The sequence below is a fragment of the Rossellomorea vietnamensis genome (assembly GCF_025398035.1).
GTDB lineage: Bacteria > Bacillota > Bacilli > Bacillales > Bacillaceae_B > Rossellomorea > Rossellomorea vietnamensis_B.
Genome location: NZ_CP104558.1, coordinates 3,691,067 through 3,713,888, shown reverse-complemented (window position 1 = coordinate 3,713,888; position 22,822 = coordinate 3,691,067). Strand labels below are relative to the sequence as shown.

At 45.1% G+C, this 22,822-nt stretch carries 21 protein-coding genes and 1 tRNA gene; 9 read left to right on the top strand and 13 right to left on the bottom strand.

Features of this window, described 5'->3' with window-relative positions:
* The first annotated feature begins 106 nt into the window (after window positions 1–106).
* The 5 genes from N5C46_RS18970 (at window position 107) to N5C46_RS18950 (ending at window position 4,837) form a co-directional block, all read left to right on the top strand.
* Window positions 107–179: transfer RNA gene (locus N5C46_RS18970), tRNA-Ala, on the top strand.
* A gap of 164 nt (window positions 180–343) precedes the next feature.
* The gene (locus tag N5C46_RS18965; protein ID WP_261749807.1) at window positions 344–1,747 is read left to right on the top strand and encodes a vWA domain-containing protein; all 1,404 of its coding nucleotides are present in this window, start codon (window positions 344–346) and stop codon (window positions 1,745–1,747) included.
* Between the two features lie 164 nt (window positions 1,748–1,911).
* On the top strand, window positions 1,912–3,129 hold the full coding sequence (locus N5C46_RS18960) for a lactate 2-monooxygenase (protein ID WP_261749806.1): 1,218 nt from the start codon (window positions 1,912–1,914) through the stop codon (window positions 3,127–3,129).
* A gap of 110 nt (window positions 3,130–3,239) precedes the next feature.
* The gene (locus N5C46_RS18955) at window positions 3,240–3,791 is read left to right on the top strand and encodes a GNAT family N-acetyltransferase (protein ID WP_261749805.1); all 552 of its coding nucleotides are present in this window, start codon (window positions 3,240–3,242) and stop codon (window positions 3,789–3,791) included.
* Between the two features lie 53 nt (window positions 3,792–3,844).
* Window positions 3,845–4,837 (top strand): potassium channel family protein, encoded by a 993-nt coding sequence (locus N5C46_RS18950; protein WP_261749804.1) that lies wholly within the window; start codon window positions 3,845–3,847, stop codon window positions 4,835–4,837.
* On the opposite strand, the gene N5C46_RS18945 is transcribed toward N5C46_RS18950, so the two are convergent.
* The 3 genes from N5C46_RS18945 to N5C46_RS18935 form a co-directional block, all read right to left on the bottom strand.
* Entirely contained in the window at window positions 4,830–5,237 is a 408-nt protein-coding gene (locus tag N5C46_RS18945; RefSeq protein ID WP_034763870.1) for a YugN-like family protein, read from the bottom strand. The two genes, N5C46_RS18950 and N5C46_RS18945, sit on opposite strands and share 8 nt — an antisense overlap.
* Window positions 5,238–5,329: 92 nt before the next feature.
* Window positions 5,330–6,679: a glucose-6-phosphate isomerase gene (locus N5C46_RS18940; RefSeq protein ID WP_261749803.1), complete on the bottom strand. Its 1,350-nt coding sequence runs from the start codon at window positions 6,677–6,679 to the stop codon at window positions 5,330–5,332.
* 445 nt (window positions 6,680–7,124) lie between these two features.
* On the bottom strand, window positions 7,125–8,288 hold the full coding sequence (locus tag N5C46_RS18935; RefSeq protein WP_261749802.1) for an iron-containing alcohol dehydrogenase: 1,164 nt from the start codon (window positions 8,286–8,288) through the stop codon (window positions 7,125–7,127).
* A 201-nt stretch (window positions 8,289–8,489) separates the two neighbouring features.
* Here N5C46_RS18935 and N5C46_RS18930 point away from each other — a divergent pair, with 201 nt between their 5' ends.
* The gene (locus tag N5C46_RS18930) at window positions 8,490–8,723 is read left to right on the top strand and encodes a DUF378 domain-containing protein (RefSeq protein ID WP_034763863.1); all 234 of its coding nucleotides are present in this window, start codon (window positions 8,490–8,492) and stop codon (window positions 8,721–8,723) included.
* A gap of 47 nt (window positions 8,724–8,770) precedes the next feature.
* Here N5C46_RS18930 and N5C46_RS18925 read toward each other — a convergent pair whose 3' ends face one another.
* The 3 genes from N5C46_RS18925 to N5C46_RS18915 form a co-directional block, all read right to left on the bottom strand.
* A complete protein-coding gene (locus tag N5C46_RS18925; protein ID WP_261749801.1) occupies window positions 8,771–10,174 on the bottom strand; it encodes an aldehyde dehydrogenase in 1,404 nt (467 codons plus the stop codon).
* A gap of 213 nt (window positions 10,175–10,387) precedes the next feature.
* Window positions 10,388–11,632, bottom strand: a complete 1,245-nt coding sequence (locus tag N5C46_RS18920) for a Glu/Leu/Phe/Val family dehydrogenase (RefSeq protein ID WP_258262477.1) — start codon at window positions 11,630–11,632, stop codon at window positions 10,388–10,390.
* A gap of 153 nt (window positions 11,633–11,785) precedes the next feature.
* Complete coding sequence (locus N5C46_RS18915; RefSeq protein WP_261749800.1) at window positions 11,786–12,979, bottom strand: ornithine--oxo-acid transaminase; 1,194 nt, start codon at window positions 12,977–12,979, stop codon at window positions 11,786–11,788.
* Between the two features lie 377 nt (window positions 12,980–13,356).
* Between N5C46_RS18915 and N5C46_RS18910 the strand changes: the two genes are divergently transcribed.
* Complete coding sequence (locus N5C46_RS18910; protein WP_261749799.1) at window positions 13,357–14,739, top strand: sigma-54 interaction domain-containing protein; 1,383 nt, start codon at window positions 13,357–13,359, stop codon at window positions 14,737–14,739.
* A gap of 164 nt (window positions 14,740–14,903) precedes the next feature.
* On the opposite strand, the gene N5C46_RS18905 is transcribed toward N5C46_RS18910, so the two are convergent.
* The 5 genes from N5C46_RS18905 to N5C46_RS18885 all read right to left on the bottom strand — a co-directional run bounded on the left by N5C46_RS18905 (window position 14,904) and on the right by N5C46_RS18885 (window position 18,713).
* On the bottom strand, window positions 14,904–15,236 hold the full coding sequence (locus tag N5C46_RS18905; protein WP_098439222.1) for a DUF779 domain-containing protein: 333 nt from the start codon (window positions 15,234–15,236) through the stop codon (window positions 14,904–14,906).
* Between the two features lies 1 nt (window position 15,237).
* Complete coding sequence (gene adh / locus N5C46_RS18900) at window positions 15,238–16,758, bottom strand: aldehyde dehydrogenase (RefSeq protein ID WP_261749798.1); 1,521 nt, start codon at window positions 16,756–16,758, stop codon at window positions 15,238–15,240.
* Window positions 16,759–16,946: 188 nt separating this feature from the next.
* Entirely contained in the window at window positions 16,947–17,513 is a 567-nt protein-coding gene (locus N5C46_RS18895) for an MEDS domain-containing protein (RefSeq protein ID WP_261749797.1), read from the bottom strand.
* Window positions 17,514–17,666: 153 nt separating this feature from the next.
* Window positions 17,667–18,080: a S1 domain-containing post-transcriptional regulator GSP13 gene (yugI, locus tag N5C46_RS18890; protein WP_034763847.1), complete on the bottom strand. Its 414-nt coding sequence runs from the start codon at window positions 18,078–18,080 to the stop codon at window positions 17,667–17,669.
* A gap of 345 nt (window positions 18,081–18,425) precedes the next feature.
* Complete coding sequence (locus tag N5C46_RS18885; protein ID WP_261749796.1) at window positions 18,426–18,713, bottom strand: spore morphogenesis/germination protein YwcE; 288 nt, start codon at window positions 18,711–18,713, stop codon at window positions 18,426–18,428.
* Window positions 18,714–19,046: 333 nt separating this feature from the next.
* On the opposite strand from N5C46_RS18885, the gene N5C46_RS18880 reads away from it, so the two are divergent.
* Window positions 19,047–20,375, top strand: coding sequence for a sodium-dependent transporter (locus tag N5C46_RS18880; protein ID WP_261749795.1), 1,329 nt, complete (start codon window positions 19,047–19,049; stop codon window positions 20,373–20,375).
* A gap of 140 nt (window positions 20,376–20,515) precedes the next feature.
* Window positions 20,516–20,890, top strand: a complete 375-nt coding sequence (locus N5C46_RS18875; protein WP_261749794.1) for a helix-turn-helix domain-containing protein — start codon at window positions 20,516–20,518, stop codon at window positions 20,888–20,890.
* Window positions 20,891–21,085: 195 nt separating this feature from the next.
* Here N5C46_RS18875 and N5C46_RS18870 read toward each other — a convergent pair whose 3' ends face one another.
* On the bottom strand, window positions 21,086–22,255 hold the full coding sequence (locus N5C46_RS18870; protein ID WP_261749793.1) for an aminotransferase: 1,170 nt from the start codon (window positions 22,253–22,255) through the stop codon (window positions 21,086–21,088).
* On the bottom strand, window positions 22,252–22,752 hold the full coding sequence (locus tag N5C46_RS18865) for an Lrp/AsnC family transcriptional regulator (protein WP_261749792.1): 501 nt from the start codon (window positions 22,750–22,752) through the stop codon (window positions 22,252–22,254). Before N5C46_RS18865 ends, N5C46_RS18870 begins: the two co-directional genes overlap by 4 nt.
* Window positions 22,753–22,822 lie beyond the last annotated feature (70 nt).

The following is a 22,822-nucleotide window of genomic DNA, read 5'->3' as shown; positions in this document are numbered from 1 at the left end:
GCGGCGGCGAGGCACCAGCCGCCGCTTTTCCATTGATAAAAAATAATTTTAAAAAAGCATTGACGAACACTCTGAACTTTCTTATAATAAATCTTGACCGAATCACGGGGCATTAGCTCAGCTGGGAGAGCGTTTGGCTGGCAGCCAAAAGGTCAGCGGTTCGATCCCGCTATGCTCCATACCGCAATATAAAAAAAGGCGTCCTTATTGACACAATAAGGACGCCTTTTTTTATTGTGTCAACAATGGGTTTATTGTCCTGGTTCTAAGGGTAGTAGATAAAAAGTAAATTTATGGATAAAATACGACGTTGTATGACTCTATCGGCAAAAAGGAGAATGATATGAAAGAAATGAAGCCTCTATTTATTATAGCCTTGTTACTCCTCCTTCTAACAGGATGTCAGGGAGATGCAGAAAATGCTGCTTCAAAGGAAAAAGGCGGACAGGATCCCGGTCAACCCGCCCAAGCTTCCAAGGAGGTTGACCTATCAAATACCCCGGAAGAATGGATCAATGAGGATGAGGGCGAACTCTATCAAAAATACATAGAAAAGAAAAGCTGGTCCAAAGAACCCGAAGCCTATAAAAAGGCAACAGGGAAGGCCGTCGATGAATATATGAAGAACATTGGAACGAAGGAAACGAAGAAATGGACCGAACAAAATTGGGCACAGTCCATCCTCTCAAGCCTCCAGACGGGATACGGGGATATTGCCTCTGAGCTTGAAAACTATGAGGTCGTGTATGAGGAAATGAAGCTTCCCGATGGCAGACTTCTGCAGGATGTCCCGATGGATGAGATCACCGAGAAAGAAGACAAAAAGGTTAATGTCGCCTTGTTGATCGATTCCAGCGGGAGTATGAAAGCCGAAGTGGATGGTGAAAGCAAGATGGCCCTTGCCAAGGATAGCCTGGAAAGCCTAGCAAAGGAGTTACCCGAATCCGTGAATGTTTCCCTGATCGCGTTCGGACATAAGGGAACAGGCAGTGATGCCGATAAAGACATGTCATGTAAGGCAGTCGAATCTATCTATCCCCTTCAACCATATGATGAGGGTGCCTTCTCGGAATCACTGAAGAAATTCGATCCGAAGGGCTGGACCCCACTGGCATCAAGCATCGAATTGGCCAACGAACAACTTACTTCCCATAGTGACGAAAAGACGGAGAACTTCATCTATGTCGTGAGCGATGGAATCGAAACCTGCGATGGGGATCCCGTGGCTGCTGCCAAAAAGGTTAAGGCGGACAATACCAATGTCAAAATCAATATCATCGGGTTCGATGTGGACTCAGAAGCCGACGGGCAATTGAAGAAGGTGGCAGAGGCCGGTGGTGGAGAGTACTCCTCCGTGAAAACGAAACAACAACTGTCTGAAATTGAAAATGTGTGGAAAGAAGTCATCAATAAAAATACGTGGAGATGGTGGGCGGTCAACCGGTTCAGTGACAATGTTTGGACGACAGTCGATCATTATAATGCCTTGAGGGATATCGCCTCTACCTATCAAACGATGATTCGGAATGAAGAAAACAGGATGATCCAGACTCTCAATCGCCTGGAAAAAGAGGAGCTCATCGATTCAGAGAAACGCTCTGCCATCTCTTCTCTCCTCGATGGCCGTCAAGAGAAAATCAGGAACTACCTGAATGACCTGGAATCAACGAAGCGCAAAGAAGTGAAAACCGTTTCCGATGAGCTGGATAAACGATTGGATGCGATTAAAAAGCAGGTTGGGATATAAATTGGGAGCCGGTCATATGACCGGTCTCTTTTTTCGTGTGATTTAATTGACTTTTCTGAATACGATAAGTACCATTTTCTTTATAAGGAAAAGCACGCCGATTACATACGCTTCCTTTTGACGATTGCATTTCTTCCGGCAGAGATGAAAGGAGAACAAAGATCATGAATCAGTATGGAAACCATGTCCAAAATGAAATTTATCAAAGGAAGGTCCGTCCCTCCATCCCCTTCCGGTTTGAAGAGCTGGAGCAAATGGCACGGGAAAAGCTTGAAGACGGCCCGTTTTATTATGTGGCGGGAGGTGCCGGCGGCGAGGGGACGATGCGCGCGAACAGAAGGGCCCTCGACCGCTGGCAGATCGTCCCCCGTATGTTGAATAATGTCGAGAACCGCGACCTGAACGTGACTTTATTCGGCGAAACCTACTCCTCCCCCCTCCTCCTTGCACCGATCGGAGTGCAATCCATCGTTCACCCTGATGGGGAGCTGGCGTCAGCCCGCGCGGCGGCATCCATGAATGTCCCGTTCATTGCAAGTTCAGCGTCTACTTACTCCATGGAAGAAATCGCTTCCGTCATGGGGGAGTCCCCAAGATGGTTCCAGCTGTATTGGAGTAATGACCTTGAGATTGCAGCAAGTATGCTTCAGAGGGCTGAAGCGTCAGGATACTCGGCTATCGTCGTGACCCTTGATGCCCCGATGATGGCGTGGCGTGAATACGATCTTGAAAACGCCTATCTTCCCTTTTTGTCGGGAGAAGGAGTCGGTAATTACGTGAGCGATCCTGTCTTTCGTTCAAAATTGAAAGAACCCCCTGAAGTCGACCGGAATGCAGCTGCCATCCTCTGGTCCCAAGTGTTTGGCAATGCAAGACTTACATGGGATGACCTGGCCTTTCTGCGTGAACATACGAGTCTGCCGATCCTGCTGAAAGGCATTCTCCATCCCGATGACGCCAAGCTTGCCATCGACCGGGGAATGGATGGAATCATCGTATCCAATCATGGTGGAAGACAGGTTGACGGGGCCATCGGAGCCTTAGACTCCCTGCCCGTCATATGCGACGTCGTGAACGGCCGTATCCCTGTGCTTTTTGACAGCGGGATCCGGCGAGGAGCCGATGTCGTAAAAGCCCTTGCCCTCGGAGCAGATTCCGTTCTCATAGGCAGGCCCTATATGTACGGTCTGACCCTGGCAGGTGAACAAGGGGTGAAAGACGTGATCCGGAATATACTGGCCGATCTCGATTTAACATTGGCCCTTTCAGGTCAATCATCTGTTTCCGGATGTGATGCCTCTCTTCTAAAAGACGTGAAGGACGGTTCATTTCATTCGAAGAAAGGATGGAACGCACAGCCAACTGCAGGATTCAAGTCATAGTGAAGGAGCCTCTGTCCAATCTCTGGCAGAGGCTTTTTGCGTAGATGATTTTGGCCCCCTGCCAAGGGTTTTTCCATGGTATACTTTCTTCTATAAAGGGGTTGATAAATATGGAAAAATATCCAGTATTTGAAACAGAGAGATTGGTTCTAAGACAGATTGCAATGGAAGATGTCGGTTTTCTTTATGAACTCTATACGTCCCTGGACGTTCTCCGCTATTTCGGCATGAGTCCGATTGAATCGAAAGACGTGGCGGTCAGTATGGTTGAAAACTATGAAAAGCACCTGGAAACAGGCGGTCCCATGCGTTGGGCCATCGTAGAGAAGGATTCCAACAAGATGATCGGGACATGCGGGTTCCATGGCATTTCAAAGGCTTATAAACGCTGCGAAATCGGATATGACCTGCATCCCGGCCATTGGGGCAAGGGAATCATGGGTGAAGCCCTGGCCCCACTACTCCATTACCTTTTTTCAGAAAAAGGAATGATTCGTATAGGAGCAGTGATCGTTCCTTATAATAAGGCATCAGCACGGGTAGTGGAGAAGCTTGGATTCAAGCAGGAAGGTTTGCTGAGGGAATATATCCTACAGGATGACCAGGCATTTGACGCATATATGTACAGTTTATTGAAGAAAGAATGGCTTTCTGAGTTTTAGAAGAACCTGAATAGGAAATAATGGTCAGTGCATATGAAAAAGGAGCTGGTAGAATGGTACAGCAATTGTTTCATGGGTTCTTGCGCTGGCCCTTAGTTATTCGGATCTTCATGATTGCCATCACGCTGATGCTATCTTTCGGCACAGTCATTCATTTTATAGAACCTGATACTTTCCCTTCGTTATTTGACGGGATCTGGTGGGCCATCATTACAACGTCCACCGTGGGTTATGGAGATTTCGTCCCCTTAACATGGGAAGGAAGATTGCTTGGGATTGTACTCATCCTGGTTGGTGCAGGTTTCCTTTCAACCTATTTCGTCACACTGGCAGCAGAAACCGTCATGACCCAGAATGCCTATCTGGAAGGAAAGGCAACATTTAAAGGAAAAGAACATGTCATCATTGTAGGCTGGAATGAGCGTACACGGGAAGTGATCAATCAGCTGACCTCCCTTCAGTCAACCTGTGATATTATCCTGGTCGATGAAACCCTCCAAAAGAACCCCTATAACAATCATCATATCCATTTTGTAAAGGGGACTCCTTTCAAGGATTCCATCCTGAAGAAAGCCAATTTGAATGAAGCATCGATTGCCATCATCACAGCCGATCAAAATAAAGACGAAATGACTTCTGATATGAATTCGGTCCTGACCCTCCTTGCCATTAAAGGAAATCATCCCGGACTATATACCGTGGTCGAAATTCTCCAGAAGGATCAAGTCGCTAATGCGAAACGGGCCGGTGCCGATGAAGTCATCCAGACCAATATGCAGACAAGCTACGTAATGATGAATAGCATCATATCCCAGGGAATGTCCAAAACAATCTTAAAGCTGTTGAATCACCTTAAAGGAAATAATCTGAAGCTCATCCCTGTTGCAGAAGAGTACATCAATGAAAACTTCCACTCCCTCAGTGGACACCTACTCAAGAACAACATTATCCTTCTGGGCATAAAAAAAGGAGAAAACACATCCGTGAATCCTCCTTTAACGACGATTGTTGAAGCATCAGACGAACTTCTTGTGATTTCTAACTAGAAAACAGAGTGGTCTCAAGTTCCTTCACAAGTTCCTTCCCAACGGCAATGTACTTTTCAGGAAAACTTGCATCGGGATCCTGTGGCTCTGAAAATTGATTGACAGAACCGGAAAAGTTCCCTGTCGACGCAAAGTCGTCCAGGCCGATCTGATACTTATGTGAAAGAAGGAACGGTTTACCGAATTCAACGGTAGCCCCCCTTGAGTCCAGTTGACCGTCCACTGAGGTAAACGGCACTCTTAAAAATTGATACCCGACCTCGTCATCAATTTTATAATCGAAGTAGCCGTGATCGTAATCCCAGTTACCGCCGATCGAATATCCAAGCGGCTTTAGTAGCTGTTCCAGTTTATACAGTTGATAATGCTGTCCTTCAATGCTTGATGAAAGCTCAATCACGTGGATGCATCCCCTTTCTTTTAGGGATAGTTTCTCCTAAAAGAAAAGAAAAATGTAAAAGAGCACTGAGATTTACTCAGTGCTCTTGTTCATTATTTCAGACGTTTTTCAAGCTCGGCTTTCTTCTCTTCGAATCCAGGTTTTCCAAGAAGGGCAAACATATTCACTTTATATGCTTCCACTCCCGGCTGATCGAATGGATTCACACCAAGAAGGTATCCACTCATGGCACATGCTTTTTCGAAGAAGTACACAAGGTAACCGAATGTGTAGGTATCCATTGCAGGAATCTCCACGATCAGGTTAGGTACCCCTCCATCTGTATGGGCAAGCAGTGTCCCTTCAAATGCTTTATTGTTCACGAAGTCCACAGTTTCACCCGCAAGATAATTCAATCCATCCAGGTCACTGTCCGCTTTCTCGATTTTCAGCTCATGACGGGGCTCTGAAACCTTGATGACTGTTTCGAAAATGTCACGGCGTCCTTCTTGAACGTATTGTCCAAGAGAATGAAGATCTGTCGAGAAGTTCGCAGAAGAAGGATAAATGCCTTTTTGGTCTTTTCCTTCACTTTCACCAAACAACTGCTTCCACCATTCCGCAAAGTACTGTAATCCCGGCTCATAGTTGATGAGCATTTCGATTGTCTTGCCTTTGTTATATAAAGCGTTACGAACCGCAGCATATTGGTAAGCAGCGTTTTCAGTCAGCTCGGATTTACCGAAATCTTCCCGGGCCTGTGCAGCACCGTTCATCATCGTCTCGATTTCCACTCCGCTGACGGCGATTGGAAGCAATCCTACTGCTGTCAGGACAGAATAGCGTCCCCCGATATCATCTGGAACGACGAATGTTTCATAGCCTTCGTCTGTCGCCAGCGTCTTCAGTGCACCCTTCGATTTATCCGTAGTGGCATAAATACGTTTACGTGCTTCCTCCACTCCGTACTTTTCTTCCAACATATTGCGGAAGATACGGAAGGCAAGCGCCGGTTCAGTCGTCGTACCTGACTTTGAAATCACATTGATGGAGAAGTCCTTTCCATCAAGAAGATCCATTAAGTCTCTCATGTATGTGGAACTGATGTTTTGTCCAACGAATAACACTTGGGGTGTGGAACGCTTATCTTTCGGAAGAGCGTTATAGAAGCTGTGGTTCAGCATCTCAATCGCCGCACGCGCTCCCAGATAAGATCCACCGATACCGATCACAAGAAGGATATCGGAATCATTCTTGATTTTCTCCGCTGACTTCTGAATGCGGGAAAATTCTTCTTTGTCGTAATCTACAGGAAGATCGATCCAACCAAGGAAGTCGCTCCCTGCACCTGTTTGTTCATGTAGTGAATGATGGGCAACCTTAACCGCATCACTTAAGTATGTAAGTTCGTGTTCTCCAAAAAACGATAGCGCTTTTGAATAATCAAAACGAATGTGTGTCATAACCATCCTCCGATTAAAATATTTTCTTCTATCTCACTTTATCGAAAGCTGACCCGAGAATCAAGAAAGCTCCCTCTATGTAAGCGTGTGCATGAGAAACTTTTTATCCACTGCTGCCTTACCCGCTTATATTCCCCTAGTTATTGGGAAAGAAACCCTGATATTTTAGGAATTTGTGGAGGGGTTATGGTGATTCCACCCGCTAAGCGTGGGAGAGGGACGGAATCCAGCCGAAACCGACAGAAATCCAGCCGATTTTTGCTTGAATCCAGCCGAAACGTCTTCAAATCCAGCCGTTTCACTCAAGAATCCAGCCAAAAAAGCATAAAATCCAGCCAATTAACTTTATTTCCCAAAAGCTCACCACCGCCAACCAACACCAATAACCACTCCACAAAAAAGAGGGACGGACCTCGTTCACCAAGGTCCGTCCCTCCCCATTTCATTATAGAGATGCTCTTAAAATCGCAAGAACGTCGTCTTTATTCAGTTTATTGAAGTTACCGAATTCGCCGTTGACCATGGCTTTGTCTGCCATAAGGTCGATCTGGCTATCATCAATGTCATAGTCCGCCAATCGTGTTGGTGCACCTAGGCTTGACCAGAATTCACGAAGCTTTTCGATTCCTTCAAGTGCCACTTCTTCTTCCGATTTGCCGGCTGGGTCGACGTTGAATACACGTTCAGCCATTTGGGCAAATCGTGATGGGTTCACTTTCAGGTTATGCTTCATCCAGTTCGGGAACAGAATCGCCAGTCCACCGGCATGTGGGATATCATATACAGCTGACACGGCATGCTCGATGTTATGGCTTGCCCAGTCACCGTTATAACCCATTTGCAGCATTCCGTTAAGGGCAATCGTACCGGAGTACAGAATCGTCTCACGAAGCTCATAGTTTTCAAGATCATCGATCAGCTTCGGAGCTGTTTCGATCACTGTTTTCAGAACAGATTCACACATGCGGTCTTGAAGCGGTGTGTTTGTTGCATTATTGAAATACTGTTCAAACACGTGACTCATCATGTCCACCATGCCATAGATGGTGTGATCCTTTGGTACAGTAAACGTATTTTCCGGATCCAGGATGGAGAATTGAGGGAATGTCACCGGGCTTCCCCAACCATACTTTTCATTTGTTTCCCAGTTTGTGATAACCGATCCGGCATTCATTTCAGAACCCGTCGCAGCCAAAGTAAGAACCGTTCCGAACGGAAGGGCTTCTTTCGCGAACGTTTTCTTCGTTACAAGGTCCCAAGCGTCTCCATCATATTTTGCACCTGCAGCGATGGCTTTCGTACAATCGATGACGCTTCCGCCGCCGACGGCCAGGATAAAGTCGATGTTCTTCTCCTTAGCGATTTCCACTCCTCGTCTCACTGTAGAAAGACGTGGATTCGGCTCAACTCCGGATAATTCAAATACTTCACTGTCAATCCCTTTCAGCACTGACATCACTTGATCGTATAATCCGTTACGCTTGATGCTTCCCCCGCCGTAAACGACAAGCACCTTTTTACCATATTGAGGCACCAATTCTTTCAATTGTTCTACTTGTCCTTTACCAAAAATTAATTTAGTCGGATTGTAAAATGTAAAGTCATTCATTATTTGTTACCTCCTTGTATTCTGTAAGGGCCGGTTTATTTCGTTACCCAAAATGTTCTTAGCACATTTTCTATTATCGAATATATCATCCCCAAATTGCAAAGAACTTGCACAAGGAAATTTTTCTAAGGGCAAGTTGAATAGGAATGGGCTCAGGGGGAAACTTATGAATGAGCCATTGAATAGAAGGAGGAAAACAACATGAGTGGTATTCAGCGTATTGCTTTGGTGCTTACGATCATTGGTGCTATCAACTGGGGACTTATCGGTTTCTTTCAATTCGATCTTGTTGCAGCGATCTTTGGCGGACAAGATGCCGCATTGTCCCGTATCGTTTACGGTTTAGTCGGGATTGCCGGCCTCATCAACCTTGGTCTGTTATTCAAACCGACGGAAGAGCTTGAAAGAGAACCTCATACAGAGCCGACGAGATAATATAAGAACCTCAACGAAAAAGGTGACCCACCCCGGGTCACCTTTTCTCATTTCAATAACTTCTTGATGATCTGCAGGCCGAATCGCCCGCTTGGGTATCTGAAGCTCATATCGAACTTCGTCGTCTGTTTCAAGATGCTCTTATAATGGGAGAAGGTCGAAAAGCTCGATTCCCCGTGATAATTTCCGATTCCGCTCTCACCTACCCCGCCAAAAGGAAGATAAGGTGTGACGATGTGCATGAGCGTATCATTCACGCATCCGCCCCCATAGGAAATCGTTCCGTTGATCCTCTCTTCCGTAACAGGATTGCTGGTGAACAAATAAAGGGCAAGGGGTTTCGGACGTTCGGTCACAAACTCGATGACTTCATCCAGATCCTCATACTCAATGACAGGAAAAACAGGGCCGAAAATCTCATCCTGCATCACCGGAACAGAAAAATCCCTTGGCTCCATTAAGGTCGGTTCGATTTTTAAGCTCGCGGGATCAACATTTCCACCTAATAGGATTTCCCCGTCATCCAGATAGCTTGTCAGACGATTGAAATGACGCTCGTTGACAATCCGTCCGAATTTATCGCTTTTCAAAGGTTCAGTCCCATAAAACTCAATGACGGTTTTCTTGAATTCGGTGATGAATTCATCTTTCTTGCTTTTATGGATAAATAAATAATCCGGTGCGATGCACGTTTGACCTGCATTTGTCACTTTCCCGAAAGCGATACGCTTGGCGGCAAGAGGGATATCCGCCGTTTCGTCGACAATACACGGGCTTTTCCCACCCAGTTCAAGGGTTACCGGGATCAACTGCTTGGCCGCGGCTTCCATGACCACTTTCCCGACAGGCACACTTCCGGTGAAAAAAATATAATCAAAACCTTGTTTGAGAAGATTCTGGGTCGTTTCCACTCCACCCTCTATGACGAACAACTGTCTTGGATCAAAATGAGTGTTGATCATTTGAGCGAGTAATGCAGAAGTCGTCGGGGTGAGCTCCGACGGTTTGATGATTGCTGTATTCCCCGCTGCAATCGCTCCGATGACCGGTGCCAGGGCAAGCTGGATCGGATAATTCCACGGTGCGATGATCAAGGTGACACCGTATGGCTCCGGCACAGTATAGGCCTTCGATCCAATATGGGTTTTCGCCGTTTTCATTTTTTTCGGTTCTGCCCACTCATCGATATTCTTAAGGACGAATCGAATCTCCTCCAGAAGGATGCCGATTTCCGTCGTATACGCTTCCATGTCGGATTTATTCAAGTCTTTTTTCAGGGCACTGATGATTTCCGTTTCATGATTTTTTATGACCGTGGAGAATTTTTCTAACAAATCTTTTCTGTATTGAAGGGGTCGGGTCACCCCGGACTTAAAAAATTGCTTATGCTGCTGAAGACTTGCTTCTATCGCCTCGAGAGAAGCTTCCTCTATGAACAATTCAGTAGACATTTGATTCCCTCCGAATCTTTAATGTTTATAAGTTTAAACATAAGAACTAAAATTCCGCAAGCAATGTACATATACCTATAGGCATTTTCAGTGATTTTACCCTAAACCACCACTTTCTAATCATTTCTACATTCCTTTCGGGAACTCCTTTAAATTAAAAAAAGAACGTACCTCATATAAAATGAGAATACGTTCTTCTTATTCATGCGATCGTTACACCCAACCTCTAAATCTTGAGGCTTCAGCCATTTTGCGTGCGCCGACCATGTATGCGGCTAGTCGCATATTCACTCGACGATTCTGAGATGTTTCGTATACATTGTTGAAAGCTTCGACAAGTTTAGCATAAAGCTTCTCGTTTACTTCTTCTTCAGTCCAGTAGTATCCTTGATTGTTCTGAACCCATTCGAAATAAGAAACCGTTACCCCTCCGGCACTTGCCAGTACGTCCGGCACCAGGAGGATCCCTCTTTCTGACAGGATTCGTGTTGCTTCGAAGGTAGTAGGACCGTTTGCAGCTTCTACCACAATGGATGCTTTAATATCATAGACATTTTCTTCCGTGATTTGATTTGAAATCGCTGCAGGTACAAGGATGTCACACTCGAGTTCCAGCAGTTCCTTATTTGAAATCGTGTTTTCAAATAAAGTCGTTACGGTACCAAAGCTGTCCCTGCGATCCAACAGATAATCAATATCCAAACCAGCCGGATCATGGAGAGCTCCATGGGCATCGGAAATCGCGATGACCTTCGCACCGGCATCATTCATGAATTTTGCAAGGAAGCTTCCGGCATTACCAAATCCCTGGATGACGACGCGTGCACCTTTAATATCGATGCCGCGTTTCTTTGCTGCTTGTTCGATACAGATGGTCACACCTTGAGCCGTTGCTTTTTCACGACCTTGGGAACCACCAAGGACGATCGGTTTTCCCGTAATGAATCCCGGTGAGTCATTTTCACGGAGACGGCTGTATTCATCCATCATCCAAGCCATGATCTGAGAGTTCGTGTACACATCAGGTGCCGGGATATCCTTTGTCGGCCCAACGATCTGACTGATGGCACGTACGTAGCCGCGGCTTAGCTTCTCAAGCTCAGTGAAAGACATCGTGCGCGGATCACAGATGATCCCGCCTTTCCCTCCACCATAAGGCAGATCCACAATCCCGCATTTCAAGCTCATCCACATGGACAAAGCTTTGACTTCCTCTTCATCCACTTCAGGATGAAATCGTACTCCACCCTTTGTAGGACCTACTGCATCGTTATGTTGTGCACGGTAGCCTGTAAATACTTTGATACTGCCATCGTCCATGCGAACCGGGATCCGGACGGTCAACATACGAATCGGCTCTTTCAGGAGTTCATACATTTCTTCCGTATATCCAAGCTTCGATAAAGCATCATTGATGACATGCTGTGTAGAAGTAAACAGATTAAGGTTTTCTCCCATTGTAAACATTCGCCTCTTTATTATGTGATCTGAAACGTTGTTATTGTAACACATTACCGTATCTTAAACCATTGACTTGGGAAAGAAATAATTTTTATTTTCAAGCGTTTTCAAGGCTATTCAAGAAAAAAACTTCTCAGTCCGCCTGCGCTATCAAGACAGTACTTTTTTGATTCTTTCAATGGCCCAATCAAGGTCTTCTTGTGAGATGACCAGCGGCGGGGCAAAACGGATGACTGTATCATGTGTTTCTTTACAAAGCAATCCTTCTTCTTTCAGTTGTTCACAGTATTTGCGGGCCGGTTCTGTCAGTTCCACCCCGATAAATAATCCGCTTCCACGAACTTCCTTAATCATAGGATTATCTATCTCACGAAGTTTACTCATAAAGTATTCTCCCATTTGAAGGGAACGGCCAGCCAGGTCTTCATCGATCAATACATCAAGGGACGCAACAGACACCGCACACGCCATCGGATTCCCTCCGAATGTCGAGCCATGGGAACCTGGATTGAATACGCCCAGCACTTCTTCATCAGCAACCACACATGAGATCGGGAACACGCCCCCTCCCAGTGCTTTTCCAAGGATGTACATATCAGGATTGACATCTTCCCACTCACATGCAAACATTTTTCCGGAACGGGCCAGTCCTGCCTGGATTTCATCTGCAATGAAAAGGACATTATTTTCCTTACATAGTTCATAAGCCGCTTTCAAGAACCCTTTTGGAGGGAACACGATGCCTGCTTCCCCTTGGATCGGTTCGATGAGGAACGCCGCTGTGTTTGGTGTGATTGCTTCCTTCAACGCATCAAGATCCCCGTAAGGAATCAGGTTGATACCCGGAAGCATAGGACCGAATCCCCGCTTGTATTCCTCTTCTGAAGAAAGGGATACAGCTGTCATCGTCCTGCCGTGGAAGTTTCCGTTACAGGCGATGATTTCAGCGCTGTTTTCCGCTACACCCTTCACATCATACGCCCAGCGACGAGCCGTCTTGATCGCCGTTTCCACAGCCTCAGCACCTGTATTCATCGGAAGAGCCATGTCTTTACCCGTCAGCTGACAGATCTTCTCATACCACGGTGCCAATTGATCATTATGAAACGCACGTGACGTAAGCGTCACACGGTCTGCCTGATCTTTCAGCGCCTGGATGATCTTTGGATGACGGTGTCCCTGGTTGACCGCTGAATAGGCGCTGAGCATATCCATATACTTATTGCCTTCAGGATCCTTTACCCATACACCTTCCGCTTCTGAAATAACGATTGGAAGTGGAAGATAATTTTTGGCACCATACTTTTCTGTTTGTTCAATAATTGAATGAGTACTTACTGTCATACTGATTCCTCCTTACATATTTTAAACCTTTATCTTTTTATAAAAGGATGGAGCCCCTGTATTCAAAGGCCCCTCCCGTTTTCACATTTAACGTGTTACTGATTTTATTTTCACTCCAAGGTGTAGCAGAGGATCATCGGTATGCTCGATTTTATTCATCCTCATCCTTAAGTGTGCAAAAAATATTTGCATTTAGAAAACCCTTACATTTATAATAATGCAAAAGATAGTTGCGTTTTTCAAGAGTTTTTTTAAAATTTTTTATAATTCCACTCTTTTTGCGTTCCCGATGAAGTGGGGCTCGCTACCATCCATGTCAATATGGGAAATTCGTTGAAAAAATAAGAACCAAAGATCAGTAAGGGGAGAGAAACAGCATGCTGGAATCTGAAAAACGATTGTATATGTATGAAAAAGTCGCTGAACATCTCGAATCAGGCGTCCATGTCATCGATTCTACCGGGAGAACCATCATCTACAATCGCAAGATGCGTGAAATCGAAGGAATGGAAATTGAAGACGTCCTCGATAAAAATCTGCTGGATGTTTTTCAATTTCACTCCGAGGAAGAAAGCACCCTTTTAAAGGTCCTGAAAACGAATAAACCTACCCTCAATGTCAAGCAGACCTATTTTAATATGAACGGAATCGAAATCACGACGATGAATGACACCTTCCCGATTTTTCTCGATGAAGTGCTGATCGGAGCCATCGAAATTGCCAGGGACATCACCAAACTGGAGAAGGTGATGAGGGATCAAATACATAAAAAGTCCAGCAGCTTTTTCACATTCGAAAGCATCATAGGGCATCATCCCCGTCTCGAGGACGCTGTCGAAACAGGAAAACAGGCGACACGTACCTCCTCCCCTGTCTTGATCTGCGGCGAAATCGGGACCGGGAAGGAACTGTTCGCCCAGAGCATTCACAACGACAGCGCTCGTGCCAACCGTCCCTTCATCACCCAGAATTGCTCTTCTTTACGCGATGACATGCTTGATGAAATTCTTTTTCACGACAAGAGTGAGGGAAAAGACCCTGAACATCACCGTCCCTCTCTCTTCCGACAGGCACAGGGAGGAACTCTCCTCCTCGACGAAATCAACTCATTACCCCCTTCCCTTCAGGAGAAACTGTTAAACTTCCTCTCTAGAGGGACGGACCTTCCTTTCGACGTCAGGGTGATGGCGACGGTGAACGAGGATCCGATCGACGCCATTGCAGAAGGGCGGTTATTGAAGGACCTGTATTATCGTCTGAGCGTCGTGTCTATCTTCATCCCTTCTCTCCGTTCGAGAAAAGAAGATCTGCCTGAGCTTGTGGATTATTTCATCAACCAGTTCAACCATCATTTCGCCATGAATATCAAGGGGATATCCGACGAAGTGCGGGAGATTTTCCAACAGTATGACTGGCCGGGGAACGTACGGGAGCTTGAGCATGTCATGGAAGGGGCATTCAATCTCGTAGGGTTTGAGGAGGAGATCGGCTACAAGCATCTTCCCTTTGGTTTCAGGCAGCGGATCCATCACAGTGTGACAGATGATGAAAGCCAGGATGGGTCGGAATTTCTCTATCAATCAGGCACGGAAATCAAGCCGTTAGAGCTTTTCATAGAGGAAGCCGAAACCTATTATATTCAGAAAGCATTGAAATACCACGACTTCAATATCACCAAGACCGCGAAATCACTGGGGATGAGCAGACAGAATCTACAGTACCGGATACGGAAATACGGGATCGAGCGGAATTCGTTTTGATTGGTTGGTGACCACTTTCTTTTTTGGGGGAGTGGTTTTTTGATTGGGCGAGGGGTGGCGGCTGGAGTTGTTTGACGGCGGGAAAATTTTCGTAGAACGGTTGATATATTTTCATTAGAAAAAGAGACAACCTGTAAAACAGGCTGCCTCTAAACGTGGACATGTCATACTTTCATCAATTTAGAATCCGTAATGAATCGGACACCTTCCGTAGATTCCAGGGAGAATACTCCCCCTCTACCTTCTCTCACATCCAGAATGATCCGGAAATGCTTCCAATATTCATATTGTTGTTCGTTCATATAAAAAGGACAGTCGGCTACAGTACCTACCAATACATCACTGTCACCGATGATCAGATCATCTTGACTCAAACACATAGGGGAACTGCCATCACAACATCCACCAGACTGATGGAACAAGAGGGCGCCGTGCTTTCCCTTTAACGTTTCTATCAGCTGGAGTGCTTGTTCCGTCGCCTCTAGTCGCTGTTCCATTTTAGAAGAATCCTAACGCTTTGGGGCTATAGCTGACTAGTAAATTCTTCGTTTGTTGATAGTGTGACAGCATCATTTTATGGTTTTCACGACCGATACCGGACATTTTGTAGCCTCCGAATGCCGCATGTGCCGGATATTGATGGTAGCAGTTGGTCCACACGCGTCCTGCCTGAACCTCTCTGCCGAAACGGTAAGCCGTGTTCATGTCACGCGTCCATACACCCGCACCAAGTCCATATAGAGTGTCATTGGCAATTTCAAGGGCCTCTTCCTTCGTCTTGAACGTCGTCACGGAAACAACAGGTCCAAAGATTTCTTCCTGGAAAATACGCATTTTATTATCGCCTTTGAATACGGTCGGCTTCACATAGAAACCTGATTCCTGATCCCCATCAAGCGTATTTTGCTCCCCACCAATCAGTAATTCTGCTCCTTCTTCTTTCCCAATTTCGATATAAGAGAGAATCTTATCCAATTGTTCTTGAGAGGCTTGAGCCCCGAGCATTGTATCTGTATCCAACGGGTTCCCCTGCTTGATTTGTTTCACGCGTTCGATTGCACGCTCCATGAATTTATCGTAGATCGATTCCTGAATCAGTGCTCTTGAAGGGCAGGTACACACTTCTCCTTGATTCAGCGCAAACATGACGAATCCTTCCACTGCTTTATCCAGGAAGTCATCATCCTGATCCATCACATCTTCAAAGAAGATATTAGGTGATTTACCACCAAGCTCCAATGTGACAGGGATAATGTTTTGAGAAGCATATTGCATGATCAGGCGGCCGGTTGTCGTTTCACCCGTGAAGGCTACTTTGCCAACACGCTTACTTTGAGCCAGAGGTTTCCCAGCTTCCACACCAAACCCTTGAACCACGTTCAATACGCCTTTAGGCAGAAGGTCTTCTATCAGTTCAACGAGAACCATGATGGAAGCTGGTGTCTGCTCTGCCGGCTTCAATACGACACAGTTTCCTGCAGCAAGGGCAGGAGCAATCTTCCATACCCCCATCAGAATCGGGAAGTTCCAAGGGATGATCTGCGCAACAACCCCAATCGGTTCATGGAAGTGATAGGAAACTGTATCATTATCAATTTCTCCTAAGGATCCTTCCTGGCCTCTGATGCATCCTGCGAAGTAACGGAAATGGTCAACCGCTAATGGTAAGTCCGCAGCCATCGTTTCACGGACAGGCTTTCCATTATCCCACGTTTCAGCTACAGCCAGCATTTCAAGATTTTCTTCAATACGATCTGCAATTTTATTTAAGATATTCGATCTTTCTGCGACAGAGGTTTTGCCCCATGCGTCTTTTGCTGCATGGGCAGCATCCAATGCTTTTTCAACATCCTCTTTGTTTGAACGGGCGATTTTCGTGAAGACCTTCCCCGTTACAGGTGATACATTTTCAAAATACTCCCCGCTTGCCGGCGGTACATATTCCCCACCGATAAAGTTCTCATATTTGTCTTTAAATTGGACCAGCGAACCTTCTGTATTCGGATTATTATAAAGCATCTAAGATCCTCCTGTATTTATGTATTTTTTACTATGTTAAGCGCTTTCATTTTTCATTATATGTCATTCGGGAGGTACGGACAAGTATATTGTTAAAAAATTCTTTATTTTTCGTTAATTTACGATATATTTTGATCATCTTCTAAACAATCATAAAAAAAGACGACAATCTTCTCTATGAGGATTGTCTAGTTTTGAGTACTTCTATATACGCTTGAAATCACGATATCATCATCCGACATAATGTGACCATGGCTTTTCTTTAGTGCTTCCTCCAGATGGTCCGGCATTTTACTGGATTCATATGCACAGACGATCGTAAGGTTATGCTCATGAATAGCTCTATCCGTTTCTATTTCAAACCATTCAATAATCGACGTTGGGTCTTCCAACGTGCCCCACTCCACATTCGTCCACGAGCGGAAAGAAATGTCGTTCTCCAAGTATGGCGTAATGGTTTTCATCAGTTGTTCATAAATGGCTGGAGGATGATAACTTCCGCTGGACTGATAAAATTCAAAATTACTGATAGGCTGAATCTTCTCCAATTGTTCACTTGTTAATTGGCTTTTCAGCTGTTTTAGTAATACGTTCATATTCCTCTCGTTCTCGATTAAAATGACGGTTTCCCCCATTTCAACCCCTTCAAGAGTATAGTTTAACGTATTTTTCAAGTATCGCTCTCTATCTCGATAAGCATATAAAACATGAGTGCATTTGTCCCCGGCTAAAAGGTTACTGATTTTCTCTTCCAATTTCCTCCACCTCCCCTTTCCGTCTTCTGTGAATACTTATTCAACATTATATTGGTAAAATCCTCTATTATAAAAGGAATTCACAGGTTTGTAAGGTGTTGGGAGTGAAAAACAAAAAAGGCTGTCCATTTGTTGGACAGCCTTTAAATTACATTATTTCTTGATTAGATCTTCACGTTCTGATTGCTCGATCCACTCTTCAAGTTTGTCTTTAAGTGTGTTGAAGCCTGCTGGTGTTGTTTCTTCGTTTGCTTGCTTCACACTTCCTTGACCTTGACGGCGAGGTTTTTTCGCTGCTGCCGGCTTTGCTTGTTGTGCAGGAGCTTCTTCTGTAGCACGGATAGAAAGGCTGATTTTACCAGCTGCTTCGTCCACTGATAATACTTTAACCTTTACTTCGTCGCCTACTGAAAGGTGCTCACTAACGTCTTTAACAAATCCGTGAGTGATTTCAGAGATATGAACTAATCCTTGAGTTTCTTCGTCAAGTGCAACGAACGCACCGTATGGTTGAATGCCTGTAACTTTACCTGTTACAACAGTTCCTGTTTCGAATTTTGTAGTCATGGTAACACTCCTAGTATATATATTATTTTTCGTCTTTACACGCAATTGTAGATTATATCATAGAATCGGGAATTCGGCAAAGGGATTTTCTCTGCCCTCTTCCATTCACATCCTACTATCCGTCTAGAATTGCTTTCTCACTAGTTATGCTTCCCAATTATTCATTATATTAAAACAGAATGAAACAGGGCTTAACTGGGATCAATCCGTTCTGAATGCTGGTGGATGCACATTTTACGAATTCACCCCTTTCTTCTATATTATGTCACCTCTCTCCCCTTTAAAGAAATCTTCCGGTTTTGCCCCAAAAAAAAAAAAGCCCGACCCAATCAAATATAGGTCAGACTAAAAGTTCTTAAGTGCTGATGATTTTTTCTTTCTCTGCTTTTGGATAAATGGAACGGCATATAACATGAAGGCTGCGATATGTGCGAAAGCAAGATTTGCCACGAACAGACTCCATAGGGTTACATGTCCCCACCCTCCAAGTTCAGGTACCGCTACATAATAGATAAACACTGACCATAGAGCTATAACAAATGGGATGTGAAGAACCGCCCATTTACGATGTTCGACCCAAAGAAAAAGTGGAGTTGCCGTTGCGACGAATAGGTATACTAGAAAGACATCCATTTTCAATTCCTCCATTTCTGTAGTAAACGCTTTCAATTGTGGCGAAAAAAAGAATAATTTGTGAACGTTTTGTTACAATTAGTATACTACATATTCAGAAAATTTCCAGTCTATTTGCCTTGTTTTTGACTTCTTTTCTAAAAATTAGTTGAAAAGTAATGTTTTTAAGCGTTTTCATCCATAATAAATGGAAATGTGGTGCCATACTTTCTTCATTGAATACCATTACCTATCCTTTACCTCATTTATTGAAAATTTAAAAATCCGGTGTACAGAGGTACTAAAACATAGTACGATTGAAAAATCTTATTTTTTGAAAGGAGGATCTTACGTATGGCCAAGAAAGATCAATGGACTTCTAAGATAGGCTTTATCCTGGCAGCGGCAGGGTCTGCCATCGGCTTGGGCGCGATTTGGAAATTCCCTTATATGGCCGGTGCGAATGGCGGGGGTGTTTTCTTCTTGCTCTTTATACTTTTTACCGTTTTAATTGGGACCCCCATTCTTCTCGCTGAATTTGTCATCGGCAGGCGTGCAGGGGCGGATGCTGTTACTTCTTATAAAATATTGGCCCCTCATTCCCGTTGGCACTGGATCGGTTATTTAGGAACGGTGGTGTCGTTCATCATCTTATCCTTTTACAGTGTGGTGGGAGGATGGATTCTTTCCTATTTGGCAAGAAGTGTGACAGGCTCTTTGACAGGAAAAACGCAGGAACAATACGGTGCTTTGTTTGAAAGCATCATAGCGAATCCAAAAGAAGTGCTGATTGCTCAGTTCGCTTTCATCGTCATCACGATCCTTGTCGTACAGGGCGGGATTCAAAAAGGGATCGAACGTGCCAGTCGCTATATGATGCCTGCACTATTCATTTTATTCATCATTCTGGTGATCAGGTCCCTGACATTGGAAGGAGCGATGGAAGGTGTCCGCTTCCTGTTACTGCCTGATTGGAGCTATTTGAATGGAGAGACGGTCCTCCTCGCACTGGGACAGGCATTCTTCGCTTTAACGGTCGGTCTATCCGTCATGGTGACGTATGCATCGTATCTATCTAAAGAAGACAGCATGCCAAGGTCCGCCATCAGTGTTTCAAGTCTGAATATCTTTATTTCGCTCCTCGCAGGTCTGGTGATTTTCCCGGCAGTGTATGCACTGGGCTTCAAACCTGATGAAGGACCGGGGATCGCTTTCGTGGTCCTTCCTGCCGTGTTCAATGAGATTGCATTCGGTGGGATATTCTTAACCGTGTTCCTTATCCTGTTACTGTTCGCTACCCTGACATCGGCTTTTTCCATCTTGGAAATCGGGGTCGCTGCCTTGTCCAAGGGGAATCAGAAGAAACGAATGCCGTTTACCTGGCTTATCGGGATTCTCGTTTTCATTTCGGGAATTCCGAGTGCCCTATCATTTGGCGTATTCAATGAATTTCTTATCGGAGGAAAGAACTTCTTTGATTTTGCCGATTATATAACGAGTAATTTCGGATTGCCTGTAGGTGCACTACTCATTTCCATCTTCGTATCGTACCGAATGAAACGAGAGGACGTCTGGACTGAACTTCAATCCGGTTCATCCATATCCAGGGGCTTGTTCAACAGCTGGATCTTCCTCCTGCGCTACATCGTACCAGTAGCGATCATACTCGTTTTCATATCGTGAACCTAAGAGGTCCGTCCCTCAACATGAGGGACGGACCTCTTATTTATGTAACATTTTGTTCACGGGTTATCGGGCTAATTTTTTCCAATTGGTGATAAACTAAAGATATACGGAAGGCATTTATGAGGAGGGATTTTGCTATGTCTCATTTTGGTGAAAATCTGAAACGAATAAGGGAAGAGCGTAAATTGTCTCAACAGGAATTGGCTTTACGGGCCCGATTGGGGACGAAAACGATTGAGAAATATGAATCTGATTTGCAGATTCCCGACACCCAAACCATTCTTAAACTTTCCACTGTTCTCGATATACCTGCTTCCGAGCTCATGGAACGGGAAGTGAAGGGTCACCATACTCCTACAGGGGTCGACGCTGAGATGGAGCAGCTGATCAAAGAACTGGGTCCGAAGCGGACGAAGCTCATCCTTCGCAAGGCCAAGGAATTCTCAGAAGAGGATTTTCTGAGGGTGATGCAAATGCTATATGAATTAAAATATGAAACACATGAATCGTAAAAATATTTTTTGATAAAAATGTATAGAGAAACACAAAAGGGGTCATACTGAAAATAAGCTTTCTAAGTATTCCCCCTTTTGTTTTCATTTGTTGGACGATCATGGTATCGTCCTATTTTTTTGCCCTTTTTTAAGGATGCCTGTCATCGACCGGTAATCCGGTGCAAGGCATCCTTTAATATAAACCCTAACCCATTAACTGTGATTCTCCACAAATCGCTTCATCCGTTTCACAGCTTCCTGCAGCTGCTCCATGCTCGAGGCATAAGAACAACGAATAAACCCTTCTCCCCCTTTACCGAATACATTACCGGGCACAACCGCCACTTTTTCTTCCATCAGGAGTTTTTCTGCAAATTCCCCGGAAGACATTCCCGTCTTTTGAATGGAAGGAAAGGCATAGAACGCTCCTCCCGGGGTGTGGCATGTTAAACCCAATTCATTCAGGGAGTCGACGAAATAGTGACGTCGGTGACGGTAGCTTCTCTTCATTTCCATCACATCGTCCATCCCCTTATCCAGTGCCTCGACTGCTGCATATTGTGCAGGCGTCGACGCACACATCATGGCGTACTGATGGATCTTCAATAAGGATGAAGCAATCTCTTCAGGGGCGCATATATAGCCGAGCCTCCAGCCCGTCATGGCGAACCCTTTCGAGAATCCGTTTATGACGATGGTCCTTTTTCTCATGTCTTCCAGGGAAGCGATGGATACATGGTGAGAGTCATAGGCAAGCTCCGCATAAATTTCATCTGAGAAGACGACGAGGTCATGCTTCCGGATCACTTCAGCCAGACTCTCTAAATTCCCCCTTTCAAGGACCGTCCCTGTAGGATTGTTCGGGGAACAAAGCAGCACAGCTTTTGTCTTTGACGTAATGGCCGCTTCGAGTTCTTCAGCTGTAACCTTGAAGCCATTTTCCGGTTTGGTTTCGACTGTTACCGGCACTCCTCCCGCCAATTGGACGAGGGGAACGTACGAAACGAAGCCCGGTTCGACGATGATCACTTCATCCCCCTGATCGATAATGGCCCTCATGCTGATATCAAGTGCCTGTGAAGCCCCGACCGTCACGATGATTTCCGTTTTCGGATCATAGTCAACCGAGTACCCGTCTTTCATATACCGGGCAATCTTTTCCCTCAATTCGAGAAGTCCTGCATTCGCAGTATAGGAGGTATATCCCTGTTCCAAGGATAGAATTGCCGCTTCCCTCACCGTCCAGGAGGTGATGAAATCCGGCTCCCCTACGCCTAAGGAAATGACCCCTTCCATATTGGCAGCCAGATCGAAGAATTTCCTGATCCCTGAAGGCTTTAAATTCTTAACGGATTGAGCTATGTACGATGTCTTGGTTGTCATGGTGACACCACGATTCTTCTATCTTCGCCCTGATCCCCGAAGATCGTTCCATCATGCTTATATTTCTTCAATTGAAAATGTGTGGTCGTTGATAAGACTGAATCCAGAGTGGAGAGCTTTTCAGACACGAATGTCGCCACTTCATGCATGGACCGCCCTTCCACCGTCACGGACAAATCATACGCCCCTGACATCAGATAAACACTTTTCACTTCTTTATACCGGTAAATCCGGTGAGCCACTTCATCAAAGCCCACCCCTCTTTTCGGAGCGACTTTCACATCAATCATGGCCGTCACGCCTTCATGGCCTTCCACTTTCGACCAGTCCACAATCGAGCTGTATCTGACAAGAATATTCGCTTTTTCAAGTTTTTCAACCGCTTCCTCAATTTCCTTTGCCGGCACTTGAAGCATCTTCCCTAAATCTTCTGTCGAAATCCTTGCATCCTTCTGTAAAATCCTTACTAAATCAAGCTCCATTTCTCTCAGTTGCATTCTTCTTCCTCCTCATCGCCACTAAATGGTTTCATTATATCAGAAGTCACGTATATGAAAAGAGTCAACC